Consider the following 15,024-nt stretch of genomic DNA (forward strand, 5'->3'; position numbering starts at 1 on the left):
CGATCTCGATCGATTCGATCAGTGCTCGCGCTTCGGTTCCTGCGTTGCCGCGATCTGGGCGTTTTCGCCTTGCTGGGGCTTCTTGCGCGTCGCCAGCCAGGCCAGGCCCAGCACCAGCGCGACGCAACCGGCTTCGACCGCATAGCGCAGCACGGCGACCGGGGTCTCCTTGGTGCCGAAGATGCCGGACAGCAGCGGCTCGGTCACGATCATCTTGGCAGCCGTGTAGGCCAGCACCGCCGCGCCGATGTACATGATGGCCGGGAAGCGGTCCACCAGCTTGAGCACCATCGAACTGCCGAACACCACGATCGGCACGCTGATCAGAAGGCCGATCACCACCAGGTCGAAGGCGCCATGCGCCGCGCCGGCCACGCCCAGCACGTTGTCGACGCCCATCAGCGCGTCGGCCACGATGATGGTCTTCATCGCGCCCCAGAAGGTGTTGACGGCGACGCCGTGTTCTTCATGCTGGTCGCCCGCGGCGATCAGCTTGTAGGCAATCCACAAGAGGCCCAGGCCGCCGACCAGCAGCAGGCCCGGCACCTTCAGCAGCCAGACCACGCCGATGGTCATCAGCGAGCGAACCACGATGGCGCCGACGGTGCCCCAGACGATGGCCTTGGTCTGCAGGTGCTTGGGCAGGCTGCGTGCGGCCAGCGCAATGACGATGGCGTTGTCGCCGGCCAGCACCAGGTCGATCAGGATGATCGCCAGCAGGGCCGACCACCAGGGGGCGCTCATGAATTCCATTTAGAAAAACTCCGTATGTTGTGACTTGACGAGATGCTTTTGCGGGTCCGGCGCCAAGCCCAATGGGAGTGATTCTCTTCTTGCGAAGCCGCCGATGAGCTGGCGAGCTTCGAGAGGGAGCGGCACTTCGACCAAACCTGGCGCAGGTTCAAATCGAAGGTCTTGCTCGGCCGGCCACACAATCTTCTGCATTGTGCGGCCTACCCTGCAGGCCGGAAGCGTACGCTTCGTATTGACGACCTGCCGATGCCCGGTGCCTGCATTCCTGTTGGCGCCGGACGGGAGCTACTCCCCTTCGGAAACCGCGATTAGAGCATTGGCTTTGTGCCCTGGCAAGCCCTCGCAAATTGGAGATTCAAGGAAAATGGTCTCGCAAGGCGCTTGCGCGCTGAATCTGATGCTATCCATTTAATAGCGGTCGAAGTGCCAGTCGCCTGCGCCTTATCATTCGCGCCCACCTTCTTTCCCGTTCCATGGCCGCCATCCACATCACCGACATCGAGGCCGCCATCAATTACTGGCGCGAGCGCAAGCCCTCGCCCGACGGCGTCACGCTGGCCGCCGAAATCCGTGCGTTGGCCGAGGTCTACGCACTCATGGTCTTCCATCACGAGGACGAGGCCGACGAGTTCGGCTTCCCCGCCAAGGCCTGGGACGCCTGGTTCGCCTGGTACCAGAGCACACCCGACACGCCCTGCATCGCCATCTGCTCCACCAGCCAGGGCGACGACGAATGCAAGGGCTGCGGCCGCAGCTTCGACGAAGTGCAGCACTGGCCCGCCATGTCGCCCGCGGAAAAGCGCGTCACCTGGCGCCGCATCACCATGCAGGACACCGCCTGGCGCTTCAACAAGTACGCGGAGCGGGCGCGCGAGTCGGACAAGCTGGGCGCGGCTGCGCCGGACTGACAGGCAGGCAGACATGCGTCGCCTTGCGCAAGCCCCCAATCTGGCGATCGCCACGCTATGGGCGGATGCGTTGCGGGGGGAAGGCATCGATGTGTCGGTGCAGCGCGAATATTTGGCCGGGGTTGCCGGCGAACTGCCGCCGGACCAGTGCTTGCCCGAGGTCTGGGTGCGCGACGACGCGCAGCTGCTGCGCGCCGAACGCCTGCTGATGGCGCTGCGCCAGCCGCCGCAGCGCCGCTGGCATTGCACAGCCTGCGGCGAACTGGTGGAAGGCGGCTTCGAACAGTGCTGGCACTGCGGCGCGATGATGCAGCCCTAGCTACTTCCAGCGCAGCGGTTCGATGTCGACGTGGCGTGAGCTGTCGCCCAGCATCAGCACGCCTTCCAGGATGGTGGCCTGCAACTGCATGCTGCGCTGGGCCAGCGCGGCCAAGGCCTGCGATGCGCTGGTGGGCACGCGGTACACGTGCAGGTTGGACAAGCGCGTGAGCTTGGTCTCAATGCCGCGCCACCAGATTTCGGCCGCGTGGTTGAAGCAGTACAGCAGCACCTCGTCGGCCTTGCCGCAAGCCTTGATGAGCGGTTTGTCTTCCGGCTGCCCGACCTCGACCCAGACCCGCATGCGGCCGGTGAAGTCGCGCAGGAACACGTCCGGATCGTCCGGGTTCGACAGGCCCGCGCCGAAGCCCAGCGTGGCATCGCCTGCGCACACGCTTTGCAGCTTGTGGGCGTTGAAGGCCAGCGCCACCAAGCGCAGCATCATGCGCTCGTCGGTTTCGCTGGGGTGGCGCGCCAGGGTCAGGGCGTGGTCGGCGTAGTAGCCGTGGTCGATGTCGGCGACCGCGAGGCTGGCCTTGAAGATGGTGGATTTGAGCGCCATGGGCCGGCGAGTGTAAGTCCCTGGAGGCCGTTCAGAACTTGAGCTGCCCCTGCACGAACACCGTGCGCGGCGCGCCCACCAGCTTGCCGGCGTTGGTGTCGGTGGTGCGCGAGAAGTAGCGCTCGTCGGTCACGTTGTTCATGCCCAGGGCCAGCTCCACCCCCGGCTTGCTCGGCATCTTCCAGCGTGCCTGAACGTTCCACAGGCGGAAACCGGGAATCACGCCCACCGTGCCGGCGGCGTTCTCCGCCTGCGTGTTGGCATCGTCGGCGTACTGGTTGGACTGATGCGTGCTCGACACTTCGAAGTCCCAGGCACCGAGCGCATAGCGCAGGCCCAGCGCGTCGGTCCAGCGCGAATAGAAGGGCACGTCGTTGCCGGCAAGGGCGCCCTGCTTCAGCGTCGCCTTGGTGTAAGTCAGCGTGGCGTAGGCGCGGAGGCCACGCAGCAGGCCCGACTTGTCGAAGGCGTAGCTGGCGCTGGTCTCCACGCCCTGGTGGCGCGTTTCGCCCAGGTTGACCCAGTAGTTCGACGCGCCGATGAACTGCAGCTGGTTGTCGAAGCGCATGTCGAACACGGTCGCCTCGGCCGTGGTGCCGGCGCCGTTGTTCCAGCGCACGCCGGCCTCCACCGTCTTGGCGGTCTCGGGCTGCAGCGGGTTGCCCAGCGGATTCAGGTTGAGCTGCAGGTGCTGGATGCTGGCAAAGGAGGTGGTGTAGTTGCCGAACAGCGTCAACTCCGGGCTCAGCAGGTAGGCCACGTTGAGCGAGGGCAGCGGCTCGTCGCTCTTCACCGTCTCGCGGTAGCCGGTCAGCGTGTTCACGCGGCCGATCTCCACATCCTCGAAGCGCAGGCCCGGCGTCACGCGCCAATTGCCCACGGCGATCTGGTCGTCGACGTAGTAGGCGTAGGCGTCGGTGCTGTTGTCCGACTGGCGCGCCACGGTGGCGCGGCCGGTGCGCAGGTTGGTGTTGATGTTGGTCTCGTCGGCGCGCTCGCGCACATAGCGCATGCCCACCGTCACGTCGTGCGTCAGGCTGCCGGCGGCAAATCGCTGGGTGTAGCGCGGCTCGATGCCGAACACGCCGTAGTCGCGCGGCTGGTTGCTCACCGAAGTGGCCGCTGCATCGAAGTTGTTGGCCAGCAGGCTCTGGCGGAAGCTGTCGTTGTAGTAGGTGCGCAGCTCGAACTCCTGCGTATCCGAGATGGCGTTGATGTAGCCCAGGTCGATGCCGCTGCGCCGCCCGCTCCACAGGTCGTGCGTGCGCTGCGACTGGAAGGGGTTGGCCGCGTATTGCGCGCTGTTCAGGCCGCCGGGCACGTCGGTGCGCGCCTCGTAGTAGGAAAACTTGCCGTACAGCTCGGATGTGGGCGTGAGCTCGTAGCGGAATTTCAGCGCCACGTCGTCGATGCGCTCGTCGCTGTGCTCGCGCCAGCCGGAGCCGTCCGAACCCGAATACAAGAGCGCCAGCCCCAGCTCCTTGTTCACCTGGCCGCCTATGAAGGTGCTGTACTGCGTGTTCTGCCCGCCTTCGCCGAAGTCGTTGTAGCGCACCGAGACATCGCCGGCCAGCGGCTGGTTGGGAATGGCCCGGGTGCGGAAGTTGATGATGCCGCCCACGCTCTGCGGCCCGTAGCGCACCGCGCCGCCGCCGCGCACCACGTCGATCGAATCGATGTTCGCCAGCGAGGCCGGCGCAAAAGACAGCTGCGGCTGGCCGTAGGGCGCCACGGCCAGCGGAATGCCGTCCAGCAGCACGGTGGTGCGCGGCGAGTAGCGGCCCTCGAGCCCGCGCACGCCGATGCTGAGCGAGATGGCGCTGCCGCCGCTGGAGGAGTTGTCGCTGACCTGCACGCCGGGGATGAAGCGCATCACGCCGCTGATGCTGGCTGCACCGGTTTCGGCAATGGCCTCGCGCTTGACCACCGTGCGGGCACCCGCAAAGCCCTGCACGCTGTTCTGCAGGCCCGAGCCCAGCCAGTCGCCGCTGACCTGGATGGTGCCCAGCTGGGCGGCCTCCACATTCGTGACGCTGCTTTGCGCCGCGGCGTTCAGGCTGAGCATCAGGCCGCAGGCGGCGGCAACGAGGGTGCGTGGAGGACGCGTCAGGCAGGAAGACATGAGGATCTCAAGAGGACGTTGAAAGTAAAAAAACTGGCGCGGGCTCAGCGGCGGCGGCGCCGCCACCACAGACAAATACCGCTGATGCCCAGCGTGCCCAGCGCCAGCCCGGTGCTCAGCGTGAGCGCCGCATGCAGGGGGCCGCCCAGGGCGCCGATGTGCAGCGGATAAATCACGGCCACCGCGCGCGCGCCGGCATCGAGTTCGTTCCAGCGCCGGGCCGCCAGCACCTGGCCGCTCACCGGATGCAGCCAGACCGAGCTCAGGCCGTTGGGGTGCGGGTCATCCGGCAGGCGAAAACGAACCTGCGCCGGCCGCGTGGCCTGCGCCGGCAGATGGATGTAGCCGATCGGCTGGCCGGGAAACTGCGCCTGCGCGCGTTCCACCAGCGTGTCCAGCGTGACGGCCGGGCTGCTACCGGCCGCCGCCTGGCCCAGCTTGGGGGCGCCCGGCGGCGTCTGCCCGGCGAGCTGGCTGACGAAGGCACGCAGCGGCGTCCAGGCCATGTAGGCGCCGCTCAGCACCGACACCAGGATCAAGAGGCCCAGCAGCGCGCCGCCGGTGCGGTGCAGGTCGAACAGGCCGCGCAGCAGGCCCTGGCGCCATTCGATGCAGAGGCGCGGCGGCCAGCGCACCGGCCACCACAGGACCACGCCGGTGAGCAGCAGGAAGGTGTAGACCAGGGCAGCGCCGGCCAGCACGGCCTTGCCCGTGTCGGCCATCAGCAGCGAGCTGTGCAGCTCGAACAGCAGGTTGAAGGCGCCTTCGTGCTCGCCGCGCCGGCCTTGCTCCAGGCCCGCTACGGGATCGAAGTACACGGTGCCGTTCCACGCGCGGCTGCGCACGCGCACCCACAGCGTGTCGTGCGGCGCGCGCGGTGGGCGCAGCGTGAGCGCCGTGGCCGGGCCGAATTCGGCGATGAGGCACTGGCGCAGCGGCTCCAGTGGCGCATGCACGCCCGGCGCCGAGCGCGCGTGAAAGAGCTGTGGGTTGGCCCAGTGGTCCAGCGGCGGCGCGACAACGAGCGCCGCGCCGAAAAGGGCGGTCAGCGCAAGAAGCCAGCCAAGGCCGAGCGCGGCCCAGCGATGAAGCCGGAGCCAAAGGCGTCGCAATGCAATGGGCGGCACGGGAAGTGGCGCTCGTTTCTCATGGGTTGCTGGCTGGCGCGGCGACCAGGGCCGTGCTGGCTGGGAGGGGCGAAAGAGGCTGCGATTCCAGAGAGCGCAGCCTCAGGTTCAGGAGGCTTCCAGCCGCCTGGCCAACTCGACCGCCTTGCCGGTGTAGCTGGCCGGGGTCATGGCCAGCAGCCGGTCTTTCTCGGCCTGCGGAATCTCGAGCGAGCGGATCAGCCCATGCAGCGCCTCGGCCGTCACGGTCTTGCCGCGCGTCACTTCCTTGAGCTGCTCGTAGGCGCCCTGCACGCCGAAGCGGCGCATCACGGTCTGGATCGGCTCGGCCAGCACTTCCCACGAGGCGTCGAGATCGGCGGCCAGCGCTTCCTGGTTCAGCTCCAGCTTGGACAGGCCGGTGGCCAGGCTGGCGTAGGCCAGGGTGGCATAGCCGAAGGCCACGCCGATGTTGCGCAGCACCGTGCTGTCGGTCAGGTCGCGCTGCCAGCGGCTGACCGGCAGCTTCTCGCTCAGGTGGCGCAGGATGGCGTTGGCCAGGCCCAGGTTGCCTTCGGCGTTCTCGAAGTCGATCGGGTTGACCTTGTGCGGCATGGTGGAAGAGCCGATCTCGCCCTTCTTCAGGCGCTGCTTGAAGTAGCCCAGGCTCACGTAGCCCCAGACGTCGCGCGAGAAGTCGATCAGGATGGTGTTGGTGCGCGCCAGCGCATCGAACAGCTCGGCCATGTAGTCGTGCGGCTCGATCTGGATGCTGTAGGGCTGGAAGGTGAGGCCCAGGCCCAGCGGCGCCGGCGTTTCCACCACCTTCGCGCTGAAGGCCTCCCAGTCGAAATCGGGCCAGGCCGCCACGTGGGCGTTGTAGTTGCCCACCGCACCGTTCATCTTGCCCAGCAGCTCCACTTGCGCCACTTGCGCGCGGGCCTTGGCCAGGCGCACCGCCACGTTGGCGATTTCCTTGCCCACCGTGGTCGGGCTGGCGGTCTGGCCGTGCGTGCGCGACAGCATCGGCACCGCGGCGAATTCCTTGGCCATGCCGCGCAGGTGGGTCAGCAGGCCGTCCAGCGCCGGCAGGATCACGCTCTCGCGCGCCGACTTGATCTGCAGGGCGTGGCTGGTGTTGTTGATGTCCTCGCTGGTGCAGGCGAAGTGCACGAACTCGGCGGCCGCCTCCAGTTCGGGACGGGCCTCGAACCTGGACTTGATCCAGTATTCGACCGCTTTCACGTCGTGGTTGGTGGTCTTTTCGATCTCCTTGATCGCCTTGGCGTCGGCTTCGGAGAAATTGGCAACCAGGCTCAAAAGGTACTTGCGGGCGCCGCCGGTGAGTGGCTTGAACTCGGCAAAACCGGCGTCCGACAGGGCGATGAACCAGGCCACCTCCACCTGGACGCGCCGGTGCATATAGCCCTGTTCGCTCATCAGGGGGCGCAGGGCGGCGAGCTTGGCGGCATAGCGGCCGTCAAGGGGAGACAGTGCGGAAACGGTGGAAAGGCTCATGCAACAATTTTAAGTTGGACCTTGCGCATCGGGCGTTCCCCCTAGAATCAAAGCGCCAATGAGCACCGAGTGAGAGAGAAGAAAACGCATGAAACTGATCGGATCCTCTGCCAGCCCCTACGTCCGCAAGGTCCGCGTCGTGATGGCCGAAAAACGCCTGGACTACCAGTTCGTCCAGGAAAACGTCTGGGCCGACGACAGCACCATTGGCGAATCCAACCCGCTGGGCAAGGTGCCCTGCCTGGTCATGGAAGGCAGCGAGGCGATGTTCGACTCGCGCGTCATCGTCGAATACCTCGACACCCTGTCGCCGGTCGGCAAGCTCATTCCCTCCCAGGGCCGCGAGCGGGCCGAGGTCAAGACCTGGGAAGCGCTGGCGGACGGCGTGCTCGACGCCGGTGTTTTGTGGCGCCTGGAAGCCACCTGGCCCAAACGGGCCGATGGCGAGCGCAGCCAGGCCTGGATGGAGCGCCAGCGCACCAAGGTGCTGGCCGGCGTCGATGCCATGGCCAAGGGCCTGGGTGACAAGCCCTTTTGCAGCGGCATTCACCTGAGCCTGTCGGACATCTCGGTGGGCTGCGCCCTGGGTTGGCTGGGCTTTCGCTTCCCCGAGATCGACTGGCGCGGCGAGCATGCCAACCTGGGCCGCCTGTACGACAAGCTGATGCAGCGGCCCAGCTTCGCCGACACCCAGCCGGGCTGAAGCCGGGCGATGCGCTTCTCCAAACGAAAAAAGGCGCCGCAGGGCGCCTTTTTTTATTGCTGGTCCGGCCCTTTGCGGGCCTGAATATAAAAGTGCCGCGAAGCGCCCCGAAACGAAGGAGGGAGGGAGGGAGGAGGAGAAGAGTCGTCTCGGGATTTCGACCGGACTCAATGGCCCGGAAGGCTTCGCAGCACGAAAACCGTAAGCAGAACCACGCTGCTTGCACAGTATGAGGCGCTCATGTTTTGACGGTTCCCCATGAGGTGGTAAACAATTGCTACCGAGCTGACTCCGGTGCCGCAAGCTCCTTTTCCAGGGCCGCGAGCAGCTCGCGATCGTTCGGTTCCATCAGGCTGGAATAGGCGGCCACCACCTTGCCGTTGCGAGCCACCAGGTATTTGTAGAAGTTCCACTTGGGCGTGGTGCCCGACTGCTTGGCCAATTCCTGAAACAGCGGGTTGGCCTCGCGCCCGCGCACCGACGATTTGACGAACATCGGAAACTTCACGCCGAAGGTGTTCTCGCAGAAGTCGGCCACTTCCTTGTTGGAGCCGGTCTCCTGCGAGAAATCGTTGGACGGAAAACCCAGCACCACCAGGCCCTTGGCGCGGTACTTGCGGTCCAGCGCCTCCAGGCCCTGGTACTGGCGGGTGAAGCCGCAAAAGCTTGCGGTATTCACCACCAGCAACACCTTGCCGGTGTATTGGCACAGCGACTGAGGCTTTTCGTCCTGCAGCCGGTCATAACTTTGGCGCAGCAGCGGCGGACAATTGGCGGGATGGGCGGTCGGCCCGGCAGGGGCAGCGGGAGCCGGCTGGCTCGTCTGGCTCGTCTGGCTCGTCTGGCTATGGGCCGGCGCGCCGAGCAGCGCGGCCGCCGCGGCGATCAGGGGCAAGAGGTGGACAAGGCGCATGGTTCATTCTCCGACGGCAAGCGGGTTCTCAGGGTGCGGCTGTCACCGGCGCGCAGATGCGGCAGTTTAGAATCCGATGGCTAACGAAAGACACAAAATGCTGTATCCGGAACTCTTCAGGCAACTCGAATCCGTCCGCTGGGATATGGACCGGGACATTCCTTGGCAGTCTTTCGATGCCACCAAGCTCTCTGAAGAGCAGGCCCAGACCATCAAGATGAATGCCATCACCGAGTGGGCGGCGCTGCCGGCCACCGAGATGTTCCTGCGCGATAACCGGCACGACAGCGATTTTTCCGCTTTCATGTCGATCTGGTTCTTCGAGGAGCAAAAGCACTCGCTGGTGCTGATGGAATACCTCAAGCGCTTCAGCCCGCAGCATGCGCCCACCGAAGAAGAGCTGCACGAGGTGCGCTTCGACTTCGACCCGGCGCCGCCGCTCGAGACGCTGATGCTGCATTTTTGCGGCGAGATTCGCCTGAACCACTGGTACCGCCGTGCCGCCGAATGGCACACCGAGCCGGTCATCAAGCATATCTACACCACCCTGAGCCAGGACGAGGCCCGCCACGGCGGCGCCTACCTGCGCTACATGAAGCGGGCGATGGAGAAGTTCGGCGACGAGGCGCGCGGCGCCTTCACCAAGGTGGGCGTGCTGATGGCCAGCGCCCGCCGCACCGCGCAAGCGCTGCACCCGACCAACCTGCACGTCAACAAGGCGCTGTTCCCCAACGACACCATCCAGAGCCGCATGCCCGACCCGGACTGGCTCGAGCACTGGCTGGACAAGCAGATCAAGTTCGACGCCGTCTGGGAAGGCAAGGTTGGCGAGCGCATCCTGCACAACCTGAGCCTGCTCATGAACCGCAGCTTCAAGACCGTGCAGGAACTCAACCGCTACCGCAAGGAACTGGCCGCCACCCTGGCGCCCAAGACCGCCTACCAGGGCGCCTGAGCGCGCTGCTGTCACGGGCGGGCGTCCTCATGCGTCTTGCATGACATGGATGCCGCCACCCAAACCTTCGACCGCCTGCGTCCGCGCCTCTTGGGCGTGGGCTACCGCATGCTCGGCTCGTTCGCCGAGGCCGAGGAGGTGGTGCAGGACGCCTGGCTGCGCTGGCACGAAGCGGACACCGAAGCGCTCGACAGCCCCGAGGCCTGGCTGGTGGCCGTCGTCACCCGTCTTTCCATCGACCGCCTGCGCGCTGCCAAGGTGCGGCGCGCGCACTACGTCGGCACCTGGCTGCCCGAACCGCTGCTGACCGACGCGCCGGCCACGCCCGAGCAATTGCTCGAACGCGCCGACAGCCTCTCGGTCGCCTTTCTTACCTTGCTGGAGCGCCTCACGCCCGAGGCGCGTGCCGCCTTCCTGCTGCGCGAAGTGTTCGACGCCGACTACGCCGAGGTGGCGCGCGTGCTGGACAAGAGCGAAGCGGCCTGCCGCCAGCTGGTGCACCGTGCGCGCGCGCAGCTGCGCGACGAGCGGCCGCGCTTTCCGGTCGACCGCGGCGCGCATGAGCGGCTGCTGCAGGGCTTCGCGCAGGCCGCCATGAAAGGCGACCTGGCAGGGCTGAAGGCCGCACTGGCCGAAGACGTCGAACTGGTCGGCGATGGCGGCGGCAAGGTGCCCAGTTTCGGCAAGGTGCTGCGCGGGCGCGATCGGCTGGCGCATCTTTATTTCGCCGTGGCGCGCCGCGCCGCGGGCCGCATGCGGATGGTGCTGGCAGAGGTGAACGGCATGCCGGGACTGCTGCGCTATGTGGACGGCCAGCTGGAGTCGGTGCAGTCTTTCGAGACCGACGGCGAACGGATCTTGCGCATCCATACGCAGCGAAATCCGGACAAGCTGTCACAGGCCGTGGCAGCTGGCCGTCTTGTGGATGTCAACAAACTGAATTGAAGGGCATCCATCCATGAACACCGCACCACGCCTTCCCTGGCACCAGCTGGCGCCGCAGGCCTACAAGGCCATGGCGGGGGTCAATGCCGCGCTGGCCGGCTCGGGCCTGGGCAAGAAGCTGATCGACCTGGTTCAGCTGCGCGTCTCGCAAATCAACGGCTGCGCCTATTGCGTCGACATGCATGCGCGCGACCTGCTGGCGCAGGGCGAGGACATGCAGCGCATCAACAGCCTGCAGACCTGGCACGAGGTGTCTTTCTTCGACGCCCGCGAGCGCGCCGCGCTGCAATGGGCCGAGAGCCTCACGCAGGTCGCGGCCACGCATGCGCCGGACGCCGACTTCGAGCAGCTGCGTTCGCATTTCGACGAGCGCGAGATCGCCGAACTGAGCGTGGTGGTGGCGATGATGAACGCCTGGAACCGCATGGGCGTGGGCATGCGCAACCAGGTGATGCGCATGCCGCTGCAAGCGGTGGCCTGAAGCCTTAGCGCCGCTCCAGCACCAGCGGCGACAGCTGCAGGCTGGCGCGCAACTGGTCGGCCGTGCCCTGTGCCGCCTCGCGCGAGGTGAAGGGACCGGCCTGCACCCGATACAACCCGCGCTCGCTGAACACCTTGAGCTGCGTGGCGAGGACCGGCAGGTCGCGCGCCGCCTGTTCGCGCAGGCTCGAGGCGCCGCCCGGCTGGCTGAAGGCACCGAGCTGCACCCAGAAGCCGGCGCCGGGCGCGTCGTTCGCCACGTCGAGCGGCGGCAGCGCGGCCAGCGCTGACGGCTCGGCCCGGGCGGTGGCCACCACGGGCACCACCATCGCGCTGGGCACGGGCACATCGGCCGGGCCGTTCGCGGCCACAACAATCGCGGCTCCGCCATCGCGCTGCCAGTTGCCGGCGCGGATCTCCTCATTGGTGATGCGCTCGATCTCCACCGGCGCCACGCCACGCAGCAGATCGAGCTTGTAGGCGGCGGCGTAGCTCAGGTCGATGACACGGTCCTCGTGAAAGGGGCCGCGGTCGTTCACCCGCACGATCGCCTCGCGCCCGTTGGCCGGATTGCGCACCCGCACGTAGCTGGGCAGCGGCAGGGTCTTGTGCGCCGCCGTCATGGCATACATGTCGTAGGGCTCGCCGCTGGCGGTGGATTGGGCGTGGAACTTGGTGCCGTACCAGGAGGCCAACCCGCTTTCGCGAAAGGGCCGGTCGTCGGTGATCGGCATGTAGCTGCGGCCCAGCACGGTATAGGGCTTGGCGGTGCCGCCGCTCGAACGGATGGTCTCCACCCGCGGCTGGGCATCCTGCAGCTGCCCCAGATCGGAGGGTGCCTGCGCCGGCCCGCCGTCGCGTCCGCCGCGCGGACCGCTGGCGCAGCCGGCCAGCAGCAGGACAATCAGCGCAAGCGCGTAGCCCGCTGCCGGCGTCCTTGCCGCGCGCTCAGTCAAATACCGCTTTCCACAGCGCCAGCATCGCCTCTCGCTCGCTCGTCAACGCGCTCATCGGCAGCTGGGTCGATTCCTCGTTGAGCCGCAGGCGGTGCTGCATGCGGCGCAGCTCCCGGTAGGCTGCGCCGGCGCGCTGGCCGGCGCCGGCAGGCAGCAGGCCGTCCTGCTCGGCGCGTTGCAACAGGGCGATGTTGCCCACGTTGGGAATCAGCGAAGGATGGCGTGCCGATTCCGACAGCACCAGGAACTGCACAGCGAACTCCGCGTCCACCATGCCGCCCGGGCTGTGCTTGACGTCGAAGCGATCCGCCTTCACCGGCCGCGCGGCGCGCACCTTCTCGCGCATGGCGACGATCTCGGCCTTCAGCGCGGCGATGTCGCGCGGCGCGGTGATGACTGCCTCGCGCACCTTGTCGAAACGCTCGCCGAGCGCCGGCTCGCCGAGCACGAAGCGGGCGCGCGTCATGGCCTGGTGTTCCCAGGTCCAGGCGGTGTTGCTGCCGCGCCCCAGCTGGTACTTTTCGTAGGCCTCGAAGCTGGTGGTGAGCAGGCCCGAGTTGCCGTTGGGCCGCAGCGCGGTGTCGATCTCGAACAGGTCGCCCTCGCGCAACTTCACCGTCAGCCAGTTGATCAACTTGCGCACATAGGCGGCATAGACCTCGGGCGCGCGCTCGTCCTCGTCGTCATAGACGAAGACGATGTCCAGGTCGCTGCCGTAGCCCAGCTCCTTGCCGCCCAGCTTGCCGTAGCCAATGATGGCGAACTGCGGCTCCTTGCGATGGCGGTTGCGCACATGCTGCCAGCACCAGCGCGCGGTGGTGCGCAGCACGGCGTCGGCCAGGGCGCTCAGGTCGTCGGCCACCTGCTCGACCGTGATGCGGCCTTCCATGTCGCGCGCCAGGGTGCGAAAGACCTCGGCGTGGTGCGCGCGGCGCAGGATATTGAGCTGCGCTTCCTCGTCGGCCTCGTTGGTGCTGTGCAGGGCCGAGCGGCGCTGCTCCAGCTCGGCTTCGAACTCGGCGGCGTTGAAGCGGCTTTCCAGCATCTCGTCGCTGGCCAGCTCGTCGATCACGCCGGGATGCTTCATCAGATAGCGCGCCGGCCACTTGGCGGCGCCCAGGATGCGCAGCAGGCGCTCTTGCACCGCGGGGCGTTCCACCAGCAGCGCCAGATAGCTCTCGCGCCGAAACAGCGGCTCGATCCAGTCGGCCCAGCGCAGTGCGGCATCGACGTGGTTGGGCGTCTGGCCTTCGGCATCGCCATCGGGTTCGGCCAACCACTGGCCGGTGCGGCGCACCAGCTGGCGCAGCCGCGCCTGGGCTTTTTCGCGCATGGCCAGCACGCGCGCATTGCCGCTCCATTGGCGCACCCGCTCGGCGAAGGCCGGCGGCAGTTCATCCAGCAGTTCGGACAGGTCTTCCGGCGTCGGCGCGCTCGTCTTGCCGCCGCCATTGCATTTGCCGCCGTTGCACTTGCCGTTGGCCTTCTCGTGGCCACCGAGCAGCTTGTCGAACTCCTGCGCCACGAACTCGCGGTGCGTGTCGAGCTGGCCGAGGAAGTCGCAGCAGTCCACATAGCCCAGGGTGGCGGCGATCCAGTGCTGGTCTTCGTCGCTCACCGGCAGCACGTGGGTCTGCTGGTCGTCCAGGTACTGGATGCGGTGCTCGACCCGGCGCAGGAAGCGGTAGGCATCGGCCAGCGCATCGGCGGTTGCCTGCGGCATCAGGCCGGCGGCGGCCAGGCGCTGCAGGGCGTCCAGCGTGGGCCGGGTGCGCAGCTCGGGGTACTGGCCGCCGCGCACCACCTGCAGCAGTTGCACGATGAATTCGATCTCGCGAATGCCGCCGCGCGAGAGCTTGACGTCGTTGGCGCGCTCGGGCCGGCCGGCGCTGCGGCGCGCCGCCTGGTCGCGGATCTGCCGGTGCAGCGTGCGCAGCGATTCGAACACGCTGTAGTCGAGGTAGCGCCGGAACACGAAGGGCAGCACCACCGAGCGCAGGCCCTGCGCCGACGCGTCCTTGGCGTTGTCGCGCGGGGCCACGATGCGGCTCTTGAGCCAGGCAAAGCGCTCCCATTCGCGGCCCTGCACCTGCAGATACTCTTCGAGCGCGTCGAGCGAGACGACCGGGGGGCCCGAATTGCCGTTGGGCCGCAACATCAGGTCGACGCGGAACACGAAGCCGTGCTCGGTCAAATCGCCCACCAGCGCATAGATGCGCTTGACCACGTTGGCAAAGTATTCCTGGTTCGACACCCGGTTCATGCCGTGCGCATTGCCCGCGGTCTCGCCGGCCTCGTCGAACACGTAGATCAGGTCGATGTCGCTCGACACGTTGAGCTCGCGCGCGCCCAGCTTGCCCATGCCGATGATCCACAGGCGCGCGCGCCTGCCATCGGCCGACAGGGGCGCGCCGTGCACGGCCACGAGTTCTTCCTCGGCCTGGCGGCTGGCGATATCGAGCGCGAACTCGGCCAGATGGGTGACGGCGCAGGTCACCACCGACAACGCGGCCTGCTGGTCGCAGTCGAGCGTGACCAGGCGCTCCATCACCAGTTGCCGCGCGATGCGCAGCGCATCGCCCACGCCGTGGCCGCGCTCGCGCAGGGCGGCGTAGGCTTGCTCGATCTGGGCGCGCTCGGGGGCACCCGGCGGCAACAGCGCCAACTCGTCCACATAGCGCCGGCGCAGGCGCTGCACGAAGCGCGAGTACGAGGACAACGGCGGCGGCACCTTGCGGGCGGGGGCTTCGGCGGAACCACCCGTGGCGCCGCCAGTCATAATTCC

General features: G+C 67.2%; 14 protein-coding genes. 6 read left to right on the forward strand and 8 right to left on the reverse strand.

Annotated elements, in window-relative coordinates; genetic code table 11:
* Positions 1-18 precede the first annotated feature (18 nt).
* On the reverse strand, positions 19-753 hold the full coding sequence (locus tag ACIPRI_RS07310) for a TerC family protein (RefSeq protein WP_446620753.1): 735 nt from the start codon (positions 751-753) through the stop codon (positions 19-21).
* 473 nt (positions 754-1,226) lie between these two features.
* Here ACIPRI_RS07310 and ACIPRI_RS07315 point away from each other — a divergent pair, with 473 nt between their 5' ends.
* On the forward strand, positions 1,227-1,661 hold the full coding sequence (locus ACIPRI_RS07315; protein WP_446620754.1) for a DUF3717 domain-containing protein: 435 nt from the start codon (positions 1,227-1,229) through the stop codon (positions 1,659-1,661).
* Between the two features lie 13 nt (positions 1,662-1,674).
* Entirely contained in the window at positions 1,675-1,980 is a 306-nt protein-coding gene (locus ACIPRI_RS07320; protein WP_446620755.1) for a putative signal transducing protein, read from the forward strand.
* Here ACIPRI_RS07320 and ACIPRI_RS07325 read toward each other — a convergent pair whose 3' ends face one another.
* The 4 genes from ACIPRI_RS07325 to purB form a co-directional block, all read right to left on the reverse strand.
* A complete protein-coding gene (locus tag ACIPRI_RS07325) occupies positions 1,981-2,541 on the reverse strand; it encodes a YaeQ family protein (RefSeq protein WP_446620756.1) in 561 nt (186 codons plus the stop codon).
* A 31-nt stretch (positions 2,542-2,572) separates the two neighbouring features.
* Positions 2,573-4,663: a TonB-dependent receptor family protein gene (locus ACIPRI_RS07330; protein WP_446620757.1), complete on the reverse strand. Its 2,091-nt coding sequence runs from the start codon at positions 4,661-4,663 to the stop codon at positions 2,573-2,575.
* Between the two features lie 44 nt (positions 4,664-4,707).
* Positions 4,708-5,790 (reverse strand): PepSY-associated TM helix domain-containing protein, encoded by a 1,083-nt coding sequence (locus tag ACIPRI_RS07335; RefSeq protein ID WP_446620758.1) that lies wholly within the window; start codon positions 5,788-5,790, stop codon positions 4,708-4,710.
* 108 nt (positions 5,791-5,898) lie between these two features.
* Complete coding sequence (gene purB, locus ACIPRI_RS07340) at positions 5,899-7,287, reverse strand: adenylosuccinate lyase (RefSeq protein ID WP_446620759.1); 1,389 nt, start codon at positions 7,285-7,287, stop codon at positions 5,899-5,901.
* Between the two features lie 88 nt (positions 7,288-7,375).
* Here purB and ACIPRI_RS07345 point away from each other — a divergent pair, with 88 nt between their 5' ends.
* Complete coding sequence (locus ACIPRI_RS07345) at positions 7,376-7,990, forward strand: glutathione S-transferase N-terminal domain-containing protein (RefSeq protein WP_446620760.1); 615 nt, start codon at positions 7,376-7,378, stop codon at positions 7,988-7,990.
* Between the two features lie 277 nt (positions 7,991-8,267).
* On the opposite strand, the gene ACIPRI_RS07350 is transcribed toward ACIPRI_RS07345, so the two are convergent.
* Positions 8,268-8,903 carry a glutathione peroxidase gene (locus ACIPRI_RS07350; RefSeq protein WP_446620761.1) on the reverse strand — a complete coding sequence of 212 codons (636 nt, stop codon included), beginning with the start codon at positions 8,901-8,903 and terminating at the stop codon, positions 8,268-8,270.
* A 97-nt stretch (positions 8,904-9,000) separates the two neighbouring features.
* Here ACIPRI_RS07350 and ACIPRI_RS07355 point away from each other — a divergent pair, with 97 nt between their 5' ends.
* The 3 genes from ACIPRI_RS07355 to ACIPRI_RS07365 are packed head-to-tail and all read left to right on the forward strand — an operon-like array spanning position 9,001 to position 11,284.
* Complete coding sequence (locus tag ACIPRI_RS07355) at positions 9,001-9,858, forward strand: ferritin-like domain-containing protein (RefSeq protein WP_446620762.1); 858 nt, start codon at positions 9,001-9,003, stop codon at positions 9,856-9,858.
* Between the two features lie 45 nt (positions 9,859-9,903).
* A complete protein-coding gene (locus ACIPRI_RS07360; protein ID WP_446620763.1) occupies positions 9,904-10,803 on the forward strand; it encodes an RNA polymerase sigma-70 factor in 900 nt (299 codons plus the stop codon).
* Between the two features lie 13 nt (positions 10,804-10,816).
* A complete protein-coding gene (locus tag ACIPRI_RS07365; protein ID WP_446620764.1) occupies positions 10,817-11,284 on the forward strand; it encodes a carboxymuconolactone decarboxylase family protein in 468 nt (155 codons plus the stop codon).
* Between the two features lie 4 nt (positions 11,285-11,288).
* Here the strand turns inward: ACIPRI_RS07365 and ACIPRI_RS07370 are convergent, their stop codons facing one another.
* Positions 11,289-12,239 carry a septal ring lytic transglycosylase RlpA family protein gene (locus tag ACIPRI_RS07370; protein WP_446620765.1) on the reverse strand — a complete coding sequence of 317 codons (951 nt, stop codon included), beginning with the start codon at positions 12,237-12,239 and terminating at the stop codon, positions 11,289-11,291.
* Positions 12,232-15,018: a bifunctional [glutamate--ammonia ligase]-adenylyl-L-tyrosine phosphorylase/[glutamate--ammonia-ligase] adenylyltransferase gene (gene glnE, locus ACIPRI_RS07375; RefSeq protein ID WP_446621070.1), complete on the reverse strand. Its 2,787-nt coding sequence runs from the start codon at positions 15,016-15,018 to the stop codon at positions 12,232-12,234. The genes ACIPRI_RS07370 and glnE overlap by 8 nt, the downstream gene beginning before the upstream one ends.
* Positions 15,019-15,024 lie beyond the last annotated feature (6 nt).

It is taken from the genome of Variovorax sp. LARHSF232 (assembly GCF_052871435.1).

Excerpts from the sequence above, each read along its gene's own strand:
- ACIPRI_RS07320 (WP_446620755.1), top strand. The coding sequence starts at position 1,675 with ATGCGTCGCCTTGCGCAAGCCCCCAATCTGGCGATCGCCACGCTATGG.
- ACIPRI_RS07325 (WP_446620756.1), bottom strand. The coding sequence starts at position 2,541 with ATGGCGCTCAAATCCACCATCTTCAAGGCCAGCCTCGCGGTCGCCGAC.
- ACIPRI_RS07315 (WP_446620754.1), top strand. The coding sequence starts at position 1,227 with ATGGCCGCCATCCACATCACCGACATCGAGGCCGCCATCAATTACTGG.
- ACIPRI_RS07365 (WP_446620764.1), top strand. The coding sequence starts at position 10,817 with ATGAACACCGCACCACGCCTTCCCTGGCACCAGCTGGCGCCGCAGGCC.
- ACIPRI_RS07310 (WP_446620753.1), bottom strand. The coding sequence starts at position 753 with ATGGAATTCATGAGCGCCCCCTGGTGGTCGGCCCTGCTGGCGATCATC.
- purB (WP_446620759.1), bottom strand. The coding sequence starts at position 7,287 with ATGAGCCTTTCCACCGTTTCCGCACTGTCTCCCCTTGACGGCCGCTAT.
- ACIPRI_RS07330 (WP_446620757.1), bottom strand. The coding sequence starts at position 4,663 with ATGTCTTCCTGCCTGACGCGTCCTCCACGCACCCTCGTTGCCGCCGCC.
- glnE (WP_446621070.1), bottom strand. The coding sequence starts at position 15,018 with ATGACTGGCGGCGCCACGGGTGGTTCCGCCGAAGCCCCCGCCCGCAAG.
- ACIPRI_RS07355 (WP_446620762.1), top strand. The coding sequence starts at position 9,001 with ATGCTGTATCCGGAACTCTTCAGGCAACTCGAATCCGTCCGCTGGGAT.
- ACIPRI_RS07345 (WP_446620760.1), top strand. The coding sequence starts at position 7,376 with ATGAAACTGATCGGATCCTCTGCCAGCCCCTACGTCCGCAAGGTCCGC.
- ACIPRI_RS07350 (WP_446620761.1), bottom strand. The coding sequence starts at position 8,903 with ATGCGCCTTGTCCACCTCTTGCCCCTGATCGCCGCGGCGGCCGCGCTG.
- ACIPRI_RS07360 (WP_446620763.1), top strand. The coding sequence starts at position 9,904 with ATGGATGCCGCCACCCAAACCTTCGACCGCCTGCGTCCGCGCCTCTTG.